This is a genomic window from Microbacterium album (assembly GCF_014643695.1).
GTDB classification, from domain to species: domain Bacteria; phylum Actinomycetota; class Actinomycetes; order Actinomycetales; family Microbacteriaceae; genus Microbacterium; species Microbacterium album.
The window spans coordinates 155,228-167,695 of the sequence record NZ_BMJY01000003.1 but is presented as its reverse complement, the minus strand read 5'-3'; the positions used below and the strand labels follow the sequence as shown (position 1 = coordinate 167,695).

Below are 12,468 nucleotides of genomic sequence, written 5' to 3'. Positions count from 1 at the left end.
GCTGGACGGGCGACCGTGACGCAAGACAGTCGCGGTGCCCAGCGCCTCACCGAGAAGCTCGGCGTCGACATCGACGCCGAGCTTCTCGATTTGGCGCTGACGCACCGCTCCTTCGCATACGAGAACGGCGGGATCCCGCACAACGAGCGCCTGGAGTTCCTGGGCGACTCGGTGCTGGGCCTCGCCGTCACCAGCATGCTCTTCACGCGGCACCCGGAGCTCGACGAGGGCTCGCTGGCCAAGCGCCGGGCGAGCGTGGTCTCGACCGTGGCGCTGGCCGAGGTCGCCCGCGGCATCGGCCTGGGGGAGCACCTGCGCCTCGGGCGCGGCGAGGAGCGCACGGGCGGCCGGGACAAGGACTCGATCCTCGCGGACGCGATGGAGGCGGTCATCGGCGCCACGTACCTGTCGGCGGGGCCCGACACTGCGACGGCCATGGTGCTCAGGCTCGTCGAGCCCCTGCTCGAGGACCCCGAGCGATACGGTGTCGCGATGGACCCGAAGACCGGCCTGCAGGAGATCGCGGCTCGTCAGGGGCTCACGCCTCCCGTCTATGTCATCGAGTCCAGCGGCCCGGACCACGATCGCCGCTTCGTCGCGACCGTGACGGTGGGCGAGCTCGAGATGACGGGCGAGGGCACGAGCAAGAAGACCGCGGAGATGGCCGCGGCGCTCAGCGCCTGGCGTCTCCTGAACCAGCGCGTCAGCGCCTGACGCGTGCCCGAGCTCCCCGAGGTCGAGGTCGTGCGCGCCGGGCTCGCACCCGCGGTCACGGGCGCGCGCATCGTCGCGGTCGACGCACGCGATCCGCGCGCGCTGACGCGACACGCGGGTACCCCGGCCGACTTCGAGACGCGGCTGACGGGGCGGCGGATCCGGGCGACGGCGCGCCGTGGCAAGTTCCTGTGGCTGCCGCTCGAGAGCGAGAGGCCGGGCATCCCGGCGTCGCTGGGCGGTGCCCCGTCGTCGCCCGAGGCGATCATGGTGCACCTCGGGATGAGCGGGCAGATGCTCCTGCGCACGCCGGATGCGCCCGCCGAGCGGCACGAGCGCGTGCGATTCGCGATCGAGCATCCGGAGCACGGTGAGCTCGCGGTGGTCTTCGCCGATCAGAGGACGTTCGGGTCGTTGGCCATCGATCCGCTCGTCGATACCCCGGATGCGGCGCCGGGCGGCTCCGGCGACGACGCGCCGCTCGTGCCCGCGCAGGCGGCGCACATCGCGCGCGACCCGCTCGATCCCGCGTTCGACGACACGCGGTTCCGGAGCCGGATGTCCGCGACCGCGTCCGCGGTCAAGCGCGTGCTGCTCGACCAGACGGTGGTGAGCGGGATCGGGAACATCTACGCCGACGAGGCGCTGTGGGCGGCCCGCGTGCACCCCGAGACGCCCGGCCGGGCGCTGTCGCGCCGCAGGGTCGACCGGCTGCTGGCGGAGGTGCGCAGCGTGTTGGTGAAGGCGCTGGCGGAGGGCGGCACGAGCTTCGACGCACAGTACGTCAACGTGAACGGCCAGGCCGGCTACTTCGCGCACAGCCTCAGCGCCTACGGTCGGCACGGCCAGCCCTGTCCGCGCTGCGGACGTGTGCTCGTGCGCGTCGCCTTCGCGAACCGCAGCAGCCACTTCTGCCCGCGCTGCCAACGCGTCGGGTGAGCGCCGGGGTCCTGGGTTCGTCCTCTGCTCGAAAATTGCATGATTAGTTTCACGGTTGCGAGCGACTTGAAACTCAAGTGCCGATAGAGTTTCATTGTGGACCTGGAGATGTTCGTAAACGGTGAGATGGGTTGGTTCACTCCCATCTCGGGTCATGACGCGTATCTGGGCGAGTGGACGCACAAGGCGTTCGTTCCGGCACCGCTTCCGGTCGCACCGCCCATCCTGGGAGCCACGGCCTACATGGCGGTAGCTGAGGCACGTGCGTCGCTGGCGGCGCTCGACAACACTGCACGCCAGCTCCCCAACCCGCAGCTGCTGCGGCACCCGGCTCTCCAGCGCGAGGCGCAGAGCACCTCAGCACTCGAAGGCACGTACGCGCCCCTCGAATCGGTGCTCACCGCCGACGAGGACAGTCCGCGAACACCTGAGCTCGTCGAGGTGCTGAACTATGTCCGCATGGCCAACGCAGGCTTCACGCATGTCTCGCAGGGTCGGCCGATCTCGGTGTCATTCCTCAGCGCGATGCAGGGGATGCTGATGCGGGGCACACCCCTGGAGAGGGAGTCCGGTCACGTGCGTGAGACGCAGGTGGTGATCGGCCGCAGGGCAGACGCTCCCATCGGCGGCTTCCCCGTGAACTCCGCGCGGTTCGTTCCGTCGCCTCCGGGGCTGGATCTGGAGGCTAACCTTCGCGACCTCGTGGACTGGATGGAAGCTGATCATTCCGGGCGAATCGACCCTGTCGTGGTCGCGGCGATGGCGCACTACCAGTTCGAGACTCTGCACCCGTTCCGTGACGGCAACGGTCGGCTCGGCAGGTTCCTCATCGTGCTGCAACTGCTGCACGACAACGTGCTTTCGGAGCCCACTCTCACCGTTTCGCCGTGGTTCGAGGAACGCCGTACCGAGTACTACGACAGGCTTCTGGCGGTGAGCACTCACGGCGATTGGGATGGGTTCGTCACCTTCTTCGCACGCGGTCTGCAAGCAGCCGCTGACCAGACGCATCGCCAGATGAACACCCTGGTCGCGGTGCAGGCAGAGCTGAAGGATGAGATCCGCCAGTCGAAGCTGCGCGCCGACTCCGCGCATGCGATCGTTGATTTCGCTGTGGCGAACCCGACGTTCTCGATCAACAAGGCGCAGGCGGCCCTCGGCCTTTCCTATCAGCGCGTGAATCGCCTGGTCCACCAACTCGAAGAGCTGGGCATATTGAGTCGGTTTCAACAGCCTGGGCAAGGTCGGCGCTTCTTCGCGCCCCGAGTGCTGAAGGCGCTTACAGAGTCGATGTGATCCGCGCTGCGGAGCGGAGCGCCCCGCGGGCGGAAACTGGGCTACTTCGCGCAGCCTCAACGCCTACGGCCGACACGGTCAGCCGTGTCCGCGCTGCGGACGTGCGCTCGTGCGCGTCGCCTTCGCGAACCGCAGCAGCCACTTCTGCCCGCGCTGCCAGCGGCTGAGCCGTTGAGGGTTCGACGCCGACGGGTCAGCGGCGGACGGCGTCGGCGAGCGCGAGGGCGTCGGCCGCGAGACGCGCGGACGAGTCCTCGTCGCGCATCCACAGCGGGACCGCGCGCGTCGTGATGCCCGCGGCCCCGAGCGGAGCGACCGCCGCCGCATCCGACTCGTCCACGAGCCACCCGTCTAGGAGGCCGCCGTCGGCGCGCGCACCGTAGTGCCGGGCGACGGCCTCGGCGGATGTCTCCACGCCGATCGCGGCGAGGCACGCGTCCGCCATCCCTCGCACGACCGCGCCCGCGATGATCCCCGAGACGCCGACGATCGGTGCGCCGGACGCCGCGAGCGCCTCCCGCATCCCCGGTACCGAGAGCACCGGCCCCACCGACACGACGGGGTTGGACGGGGCGATCAGAATGGCGTCGGCGTCGGCGATGGCCTCGTGCGCGCCCGCCGAGACGGTGGCGTGCTCGATCCCGCGCTGCACGAATCCGGTCGCCGGGATCTGCGCGCGGTGGCGCACCCACCACTCCTGGAAGTGGAGCGGTGCGCCGTCCGCGCGCAGCACGTGCGTGTCGATCTCGTCATCCGTGGCGGGATGGAGCGTGGCACCGAGATCCCAGCGCGTGCCGAGGCGCCGGTAGACCTCCGACAGCGGCAGGCCCTCCCGCAGCCACGCGGTGCGCGCGATGTGGGTGCCGAGGTCCAGATCGCCGAGCGTGAACCAGTCGGGAGCCGTGCCCCAGGCCGCCAGCTCGGCGGACACGCGCTCGGTCTCGTTTGATCGCCCCCAGCCGCGCTCGGTGTCGTTGACACCCGCCAGCGCGTACAGCAGGCTGTCGTGGTCCGGGGCGATGCGAAGCCCCGACACCCACCAGTCGTCCGCGGTGTTGACGACCACGTCGATGCGGTCCCGGCCGCCCGTGCGTCGCACGTGCTCGCGCAGTCCTTTCACGAAGCGGGCGCAGCCCACGCCGCCGCCGATCACCGTGTACCTCACGGATCCACGCTAGCGGGAGGCAGGGGACGCGGATCGCACGAGGCGCTTCTCCCACATTCCCGCGTACGACGCCGGGAGGAATCCGACGGCCTCGTTCACGTCGAGCATGAAGCGGTTCTCCTCGGCGTTGCCCGTGCTGACGCACGGCGACTCCGGCGCGACCTCCCGCCAGCGCTGCAGGCCGACGCACTTCACGATCGCGCCGAGGCGACGCCCCCGGTGCTCCGGCATCACGAGCGTTCCCCACTGCTCGGTAGGGCGCGTGCGGTCGACGCCGATGAACAGCTCGTTGAACGCCGCCACCTCGCCCGTGGGCACGTGGATGACCAGGGTCACGCCCATCAGGGCGCCCGCCTTCTCGTGCTGCTCGTCGCGGCGATGGACGCGGGCCGCGTCCCAGTGCGCCTGCTCGGTGGACAGCGCCCCGAGCGGCACGTCGGTGCTCATCCGGGCGATCGCGGCGGCGTAGCCCGCGGCGTACTCGTCGGGGGTGCGTCCGGCCCACCAGACCGGCCGGTACTCGGCTCCGGCGCGGGCCAGCGACTCGGCCAGCAGCCGGTCGACCGCGTCGAACGAGCCGCGCAGGTCGAACACGCTGATGCGCTCGACCTGCCCCAGCGCGTACCCGTTGCGCAGCATCCGGCGCGTGGGCTCGTCGGCGGCGGGGATCCAGCCGGCGCCCGTCGGCGGCACGAGCCGGTCCTCGACCGGTACCGCCTGGTGGATCGTGTATCCCTGCAGCACCGAGCGCCCCAGGTCGAGGGCGCGCCGCTCGATGTCGGCGGTGAGCGCGTCGCCGACCTCCCGCGCGGCGTGCTCGTCGAGGTCCGCAAGACAGACCTCGATCTCGGCGGAGCGCCGGATGGTGTTCTCGATCGTGAGCGTGCCGACGCCCAGGACGGGACCGTCCGGGTCCCCGCTGGCGCGGGCCGCGACACCGAGGTGCGTGTAGTACTCGGCGTCGCGCCACCGCGCCAGCAGGTCGCGGGGGTCGTCGTCGTGCAGATCCGTGCCGGACTGGCGCCGCCACGCCTCGTTGCCGAGGCGCACCAGCTCGAGGAAGTCCTCGGCATCGGCGTCCTCGAGCCGTGCGGGCACGTGGACCGGGTCGATGCGGATGTCCATGGCGTTTCCTTCTCGTCGTTCGTGCGCGCCTGTGGCTCGCGCCTGTCGTGTCCGCGCGCTGCGCGGGGGAGGGGCGTTCATCGCCCGTACTGCTGGAGGGAGGCGGCCGCCTCGCGCACGGAGCGCGCGAGCTCGGCCTCGCGGCGGTACTGGTCCAGTGCGCGCTCGGCGCGGGCGTCGCGCTCGTCGCGGTCCGCGGCCACGTGCCGGGGGCGCGTGCCCCACAGCAGCAGGGCCAGGCCGATCCGCATCGCGATGCGGTGGTGGAGCGCCGTCCGCGGCGCGCGGTCCTGCAAAGAGACGTGCATCAGCGCGTCCCGTGGCGGCGACGGCGGTTGCGGCGGATGCGACGTGCGCACCGCTGCGCTCTCGGACGGGCGGTGGTCGCGGTCGCGGTCGGCGGTCAGACGGATGTCGGACATGGTGGTGTTCCTTCGGTGAGTCCCCGAACGGGGAGGGAGAACCGCCCGGGAATGGGCGGAGGTGGGAGCGCTCGCGTCCGGGGCGCTGAAGCGCCGGCGCCGGACAGGGCGGCGGGAGAGGGGATCGGGCAGCTCGTGCCTGATCAGGCGAATGCCGGAGGGCGGGCCTTCGCGCGTGGAGCGTCGTGGCCGGCCGCGGTCGCCTCGAGGGGCGGAGCGGGCGTCAGCCTCGCGCTCGCCCGTTGCGACGGGCGGAGGTGCGGACGGACGCCACTGCGGTGAACGGTGTCACGCGATTGTTAGCCGTCGTGGTGATCATGGCGCCCTCCTCTCAAACCTCGCTGCGGGTCGCGGATGACGACACTATCGGCGGCGTTCAGCTTTCGTCAAGCTCGTTCTCAGACTGTCGTGCACGCCGGCCCGGCGCGCCCGGGCGCGCGGCACCCGTCCGGTAGCGTGAAACCCTGCGTTTCGGGAGGGATCGGAGGCACGCGGATGCACCTGAAGAGCGTGACGCTCAAGGGCTTCAAGTCGTTCGCTCAGCCGACCACCTTCGCGCTCGAACCGGGCGTGACCGCGATCGTCGGCCCCAACGGCTCGGGCAAATCGAACGTCGTGGACGCCCTCGCCTGGGTCATGGGGGAGCAGGGCGCGAAGACGCTGCGCGGCGGCAAGATGGAGGACGTCATCTTCGCCGGAACCGCGACGCGCGGTCCCCTCGGGCGCGCCGAGGTGCAGCTCACGATCGACAACTCCGACGGTGCGCTGCCGATCGAGTACAGCGAGGTGACGATCAGCCGGACGCTGTTCCGGAACGGATCGAGCGAGTACGCGATCAACGGGGAGTCGTGCCGGCTGCTCGACGTGCAGGAGCTGCTCAGCGACTCGGGTCTCGGCCGCGAGATGCACGTGATCGTCGGACAGGGGCGCCTGGACGCCGTGCTGCAGGCGACGCCGGAGGACCGGCGCGGCTTCATCGAGGAGGCCGCGGGCATCCTCAAGCACCGACGCCGCAAGGAGAAGACGCTCCGCAAGCTCGAGGCGATGGAGCAGAACCTCACCCGCCTCAGCGATCTGGCCGGTGAGATCCGGCGCCAGCTCAAGCCCCTCGGCAAGCAGGCCGAGATCGCGCGCGAAGCGCAGACCATCGCGGCCATCGTGCGCGACGCGAAGGCGCGCCTGCTGGCGGACGAGGTCGTGCAGCTGCGGGCGGCGCTCGCCGACCACGCGCGCAGCGAGCAGGAGCGGCACACCGAGCGGCTGGTCCTGCAGGAGCAGGCGGACGGCGTGCGGGCGCGCATCGCCCAGCTCGAGCGGGAGCACAACGCGGAGGCCGTCGACGAGGCCCGGCGGGTGGCTTTCGGCCTCGAGCAGGTGCAGGAGCGCCTGCGCGGGCTCTACACGCTCGCCAATCAGCGGCTCGCGCTCCTGGGCGCGGACGAGGATCCCGACGCGGTCGCGGTGACCGTGACCCAGGAGTCCATCGACGCGGCGCGCGCGGAGATCGGCGAGATCGCGGACGGCCTGGGCGCGGCGCAGGACGCCGTTCAGGAGGCCTCGCGGTCGGTCCTGCGCGCCCGCGGCGAGCTCGACGCGCTGGACGCGGACATCGCCGAGCAGAGCGCTCTCGTCTCCGAGCACGACATGAGGATCACGGCCCTGCGCGGTTCGGCCGAGGCGGCGCAGTCCGCGCTCGCCGCCGTGCGCGGCGGCGTGCTGCGGCAGCAGAACGCGCTCGACGCCGCCAATCAGCGCCGCGTCGAGGCCGCGGAGGAACTCGAACGGATCGACCCGGCCGTCGCGTCCGAGGGCAGCGCGGCCGAACATCAGGCCGCCTACGAGATCGCGCAGCGCGAGGCGGGGGAGGCCGAGGCCGATCTCGACCGCATCCGGGAGGCGCATCGTGGCGCCGAGCGCGAGGCGGACGCCCTCACGGCGAAGGTGGCTGCGCTCTCGAGCGCGTTGGACGTGCACAACGGCGCCGCGGCCCTGGCCGCCGAGGGCGGCGAGGGCGTGCGCGGACTCGTGGGCGACTCCGTGCATGTCGACCCGGGCTTCGAGGCGGCCATCGCCGCCGTGCTCGGCCCACTCGCCGAGGGCCTGCTGGTGGACTCGCGCGACGCCGCGTTCGCCGTGGCTTCGGACGCGGCGCGGTACGGCGTCGTCGACATCGTGATCGCCGAGGCCCCGTCTGCTGCGGCGACCGCGGCCGGGGTCCCCGAGGGACGGCTCTCCGGCGTGGCCGGCGTCGTCCGGGCGACCGACGTGGTGCGCGCGCCCGCCGGCATCCTGCGCGTCCTCGACGCGGTGGCCGTGGCCGACGACCTCGCTGCGGCGCGCCGCGCGTTCGACGCGGTGTCGGAGGACGTCGCCGCGCGGCTGACGGTGGTGACCCGCGCGGGCGAGGTCTGCACGGCCCAGACCCTCCGCGCCGGCACGGGGGAGCGGTCGCGCCTGGAGCTTCAGGCGGAGCGGGATGCGGCGGCCGCCCGGCTGGACGAGGTGCGCGTGCACGTCGACGGGCTCGCGATCGAGCGGGCCGAGGCCACCGAGCGTCTGCAGACCGCGCGGCGGGTCGCGAAGGAGGCCCTGCAGGCGCTGCGGGAGCACGATGCGCACCTGGCGCAGCACGCCGAGCGGCTGAACAAGGCCACCGTCCGGCACGAGGCCGCCGTCGCCGAGTGCGAACGCCTGGAGACGGGCCTGTCGCAGGCGCAAGCGGCCGTCGCCGACGCCGAGGCGAAGGCGAAGGCGGCCACCGCCGAGCTCGAGCGCGCACTCGAGCAGCCCCGGCCGATCCTCGACGCATCAGCCCGTGAGGGGCTGCTGGCGGCGCTCGAGTCCGCGCGCGAGGAGGAGATGCGCACGCGCCTCGAGGTCGAGACGCTGAAGGAACGGGTGCGGGCCGCCGAAACACGGGCCGCGGGCCTCGAGCGCCAGCGCGAGCGTGAGCGGCAGGCCGCGGCGCAGGCCGCGCGGCGCGCCGTCATCCGCCGCGCGCAGCGGGAGACCGCCGCGGGCGTCGTGGCCGAGCTGCCGCATCTGCTGGACTCGGTCGACCGCTCCGTGACGCAGGCGCGCGTTGCCCTCGCCGAGGCCGAGAGCGCCCGGAGCGCGGTGTCGGCCGAGCTGCGCGAACTGCGCGGCCGCGACGCCGCCCTCCGCGAGCGCCTCACGGGCCTCACCGAGAGCGTCCACGGCCTTGAGCTTCAGATCCACGAGAAGAAGCTGCACCTCACGAGCCTGCTCGAGCGCGTCTCGAGCGAACTCGGGTTGACCGAAGACATCATCGTTTCGGAATATGGTCCGGATCAGCCGGTCCCACGCGATCCCGCCGACATCTCAGCACGCGCGGAGGCCGCGGAGGCCTCGACAGATGCCGCAAACGACATGCCCGCGACGATCCCATACGACCGGCGCATGCAGGAGCGGAGGCTGCGCGACGCCGAGCGCAAGCTCGCCCAGCTGGGACGGGTCAACCCGCTCGCGCTGGAGGAGTTCGCGGCCCTCGAACAGCGGCACAAGTTCCTCACGGAGCAGCTCGACGACCTCGTCCAGACCCGCAAGGACCTGATGACGATCATCGCCGAGCTGGACGAGCGCATGCAGACGATCTTCGAGGCCGCGTTCGAGGACACCAGGGCCGCGTTCGCCGAGGTGTTCCCGATCCTGTTCCCCGGGGGCACGGGGAGCATCGCGCTCACGAATCCGGACGACCTGCTCACCACGGGGATCGAGGTGTCCGTGCGCCCGGTCGGGAAGAAGATCGAGCGGCTGTCGCTGCTGTCGGGAGGCGAGCGGTCTCTCGCGGCGGTGGCGTTCCTGACGGCGATCTTCAAGGCACGACCGAGCCCGTTCTACATCCTCGACGAGGTCGAGGCCGCGCTCGACGACGCGAACCTCGGCCGCCTGCTGGGCGTGTTCGAGCAGTTGCGCGCGTCGAGTCAGCTGATCGTCATCACCCACCAGAAGCGCACCATGGAGATCGCCGACGCGCTCTACGGTGTCTCGATGCGCCAGGACGGCGTCTCGGCGGTCGTGGGCCAACGCATCTCGGAGCGCGCCGCCTCGTGAGCGGGGTCGGGGGCGCCGCCGCCGCGTTCGACGAGATCGCCCCGCTCCTGCGCCGTCGGCCCGACGTCGAGGCGCACGACCTCGTGGCCGCGGACGCGAGCGACCGCCTGATCCTCGCCGAGGCCGCCGAGACGGCGTCGGATGAGGCGGTCGTGATCGGCGACCGCTACGGGGCGCTGACGCTCGCGCTGCTGCGCGCCGTCCCGTCGATGCGCATCCGGCTCCACCAGGACGCCGTCACCGGCGAGCACGCGCTGCGCGCCAACGCGGCGGACCTCGGGATCCCGCTCGACTCGGTGTCCTGGCACGAGCTCGACCGCGAGCTGGTCGTCGGCTCAGGCACGGTGGTGCTCCAGCTGCCCCGATCCCTCGACGCGCTCGACGAGATCGCCGGGGTCGTCGCGGCCGATGCCGACGACGCCGTGCGCCTGGTCGCTGGGGGACGGGTCAAGCACATGACCCTCGCCATGAACGACGTGCTGGCGAGGCACTTCGCTGACGTGCGGGCGAGCAGGGCGGCGAGCAAGTCGCGCGTGCTGCACGCCGCGAGACCGATCCGCGGTGCCGCCGAACCGTGGCCGCGGCGTCGTGACCACCCGGAGCTGGGCATCACGGTGTGCGCGCACGGCGCGGCGTTCGCGGGCACCTCCGTCGACATCGGCACGCGCTTCCTGCTCGAGTTCCTGCCCTCGATGCCCGAGGCCGGCACCGCCATCGACCTGGCCTGCGGCACGGGCGTGCTGGCGACCGCCCTGGCGCGCCTGCGCCCCCGCACGACGGTCATCGCGACGGATCAGTCCGCGGCGGCGGTCTCCTCGGCGCGCGCGACGGCAGCGGCCAACGGCGTGGGCGACCGCGTGCGGGTCGTGCGCGACGACGGTCTCGCCGCTCAGCCGGACGCATCGGCCGATCTGATCCTGCTGAACCCGCCCTTCCACTCCGGCGCCGCCGTGACGGCGGAGATCGCACCCCGCCTGTTCGCCGACGCCGCGCGCGTGCTCCGCCCCGGCGGCGAGCTCTGGTGCGTGTTCAACTCGCACCTCGGTTACCGGCCCGTGCTGGAGCGCGTGGTGGGCCCGACCGGCCAGGCCGGCCGCAACCCGAAGTTCACAGTCACGGTCTCCACGCGCCGCTGATCCGCGATCCCGCGCCCCGCCGCCCAGCACGAGCAGCGGAGATCTGCATGCCCGCGGTCGCCCGGACCGGATCCGAACCGCAGACGCGCAGATCTCCGCCGGCGGTGCAGGCACCGAGCGGCGACGTAGGCTGGAGGCATGGCGGAGAAGTGGTCCCTGGGTCGCGCGCTGCGCGGCATGTTCGTCAAGCCCACGATCGACGAGACCACGTGGGAGGACCTCGAGACCGCGCTGATCACGGCCGACTTCGGCCCGGACATCACCGAGCGGATCGTCGACGACCTGCGCGAGCAGGTCGAGCGGTACCGCACCACCGACCCGCGCGACCTGCTGCGGATGCTCACTGAGACCCTCGAGGAGCGCTTCGCGGTCTACGACACGACGCTCAAGCTGACCGAGCGCCCCGCCGTCGTGCTCGTCGTGGGTGTCAACGGCGTCGGCAAGACCACGACGATCGGGAAGTTCGCTCACTTCCTGCGCCGCTACGACCGCACCGTCGTGGTGGGCGCCGCCGACACGTTCCGTGCCGCGGCGGTCGACCAGCTGGCCACCTGGGCCGAGCGCGGGGGCGCGCAGATCGTGCGCCCCGATCGCGAGGGGCAGGATCCGGCGGCCGTCGCCTTTCAGACGATCGACTTCGCCAAGCGCACCGGGACCGAGATCGTGCTCGTGGACACCGCCGGCCGGCTGCACACCAAGGGCGGGCTCATGGACGAGCTCACCAAGATCCGCCGTGTCATCGAGAAGCAGGCGCCGATCAGCGAGGTGCTGCTCGTGCTCGATGCGACGACCGGGCAGAACGGGGTCATGCAGGCCGAGGCGTTCCTGGAGCACGCGGGTGTCACGGGCCTGGTGATCTCGAAGCTCGACGGCTCCGCGAAGGGCGGTTTCGTGCTGGCCGTGCAGGAGCGGACGGGCATCCCCGTCAAGCTGCTCGGGCAGGGCGAGGGCATCGGCGATCTCACCGGCTTCACGCCGCACGTGTTCGTCCAGTCGCTCGTCGCCGGAGCGCTGGACTGACGCTCCCGTCGGCGGCCGACACGCCTGGGACCGCGGACCTACCGCGGCAGGGGCACCGGCTGGTTTCATAGGGTCATGGCGATCGAACACGACTTCTTCGGCCTGCTGGAATCGGGTCCCGACGGCTCGATATTCTGGTCGGAGAACATCGACCTGGGAGACCAGAACGTGACGGTCGACCTGACGGCTCCGGACCAGAACGAGGTCTCGCGCGCCGCGCTGGACGCGGCCGCTGCCATGGTGTCCTCCCTCGAGGAGCTCGATCGCCGCGCCCGGATCGCCATGCTCGGCGAGGTCGACAATCGCGCGAGCGAGGTGACCGAGTACATCCTGATGCAGCAGGAGACGCTCGGCGAGGAGCTCGAGGACTTCCTCGTCGACATCAGCGGCGACCCGGCCGTGGACATCATCCGCTCGCTGCAGCTCATGAGCATGACGATCCTGGCGGACGAGCACGGCGGCGAGGACCCGTTCGCGGTGCTCGAGTACGCGCTCGACCCGGACGCCGCGGACGACGTGCTGCTGGTCAACCTCGACTCGGACGGCTCGGTCCAGTCGGTCACCAGCGCCGACTGAC

The 12,468-nt window shown here is 71.9% G+C and carries 10 protein-coding genes and 1 pseudogene; 8 read left to right on the top strand and 3 right to left on the bottom strand.

Annotated features, from left to right (window positions below; genetic code table 11):
• Positions 1–15: 15 nt before the first annotated feature.
• The 4 genes and pseudogenes from rnc to IEX37_RS05575 form a co-directional block, all read left to right on the top strand.
• Positions 16–714, top strand: coding sequence for a ribonuclease III (gene rnc, locus IEX37_RS05590; RefSeq protein WP_188755260.1), 699 nt, complete (start codon positions 16–18; stop codon positions 712–714).
• 3 nt (positions 715–717) lie between these two features.
• Positions 718–1,653 carry a bifunctional DNA-formamidopyrimidine glycosylase/DNA-(apurinic or apyrimidinic site) lyase gene (gene mutM, locus IEX37_RS05585; protein ID WP_188755259.1) on the top strand — a complete coding sequence of 312 codons (936 nt, stop codon included), beginning with the start codon at positions 718–720 and terminating at the stop codon, positions 1,651–1,653.
• 96 nt (positions 1,654–1,749) lie between these two features.
• Complete coding sequence (locus tag IEX37_RS05580) at positions 1,750–2,949, top strand: Fic family protein (RefSeq protein ID WP_188755258.1); 1,200 nt, start codon at positions 1,750–1,752, stop codon at positions 2,947–2,949.
• Between the two features lie 46 nt (positions 2,950–2,995).
• Positions 2,996–3,124 (top strand): annotated as a pseudogene (locus tag IEX37_RS05575) (zinc finger domain-containing protein); the annotation flags it as partial.
• Positions 3,125–3,142: 18 nt separating this feature from the next.
• Here the strand turns inward: IEX37_RS05575 and cofD are convergent.
• From cofD to IEX37_RS05560, 3 genes are all read right to left on the bottom strand, one after another.
• Entirely contained in the window at positions 3,143–4,114 is a 972-nt protein-coding gene (cofD, locus tag IEX37_RS05570) for a 2-phospho-L-lactate transferase (protein WP_188755257.1), read from the bottom strand.
• A gap of 9 nt (positions 4,115–4,123) precedes the next feature.
• Positions 4,124–5,239, bottom strand: a complete 1,116-nt coding sequence (locus IEX37_RS05565) for a GNAT family N-acetyltransferase (RefSeq protein WP_188755256.1) — start codon at positions 5,237–5,239, stop codon at positions 4,124–4,126.
• Positions 5,240–5,316: 77 nt separating this feature from the next.
• On the bottom strand, positions 5,317–5,661 hold the full coding sequence (locus IEX37_RS05560) for a hypothetical protein (RefSeq protein WP_188755255.1): 345 nt from the start codon (positions 5,659–5,661) through the stop codon (positions 5,317–5,319).
• A 495-nt stretch (positions 5,662–6,156) separates the two neighbouring features.
• On the opposite strand from IEX37_RS05560, the gene smc reads away from it, so the two are divergent.
• The 4 genes from smc to IEX37_RS05540 all read left to right on the top strand — a co-directional run bounded on the left by smc (position 6,157) and on the right by IEX37_RS05540 (position 12,467).
• On the top strand, positions 6,157–9,735 hold the full coding sequence (gene smc, locus IEX37_RS05555) for a chromosome segregation protein SMC (RefSeq protein ID WP_188755254.1): 3,579 nt from the start codon (positions 6,157–6,159) through the stop codon (positions 9,733–9,735).
• Positions 9,732–10,871, top strand: coding sequence for a class I SAM-dependent methyltransferase (locus tag IEX37_RS05550; RefSeq protein WP_188755253.1), 1,140 nt, complete (start codon positions 9,732–9,734; stop codon positions 10,869–10,871). Before smc ends, IEX37_RS05550 begins: the two co-directional genes overlap by 4 nt.
• Positions 10,872–11,009: 138 nt before the next feature.
• Positions 11,010–11,891 (top strand): signal recognition particle-docking protein FtsY, encoded by an 882-nt coding sequence (gene ftsY / locus IEX37_RS05545; RefSeq protein WP_188755252.1) that lies wholly within the window; start codon positions 11,010–11,012, stop codon positions 11,889–11,891.
• Between the two features lie 75 nt (positions 11,892–11,966).
• Entirely contained in the window at positions 11,967–12,467 is a 501-nt protein-coding gene (locus tag IEX37_RS05540) for a DUF2004 domain-containing protein (protein WP_188755251.1), read from the top strand.
• Position 12,468 lies beyond the last annotated feature (1 nt).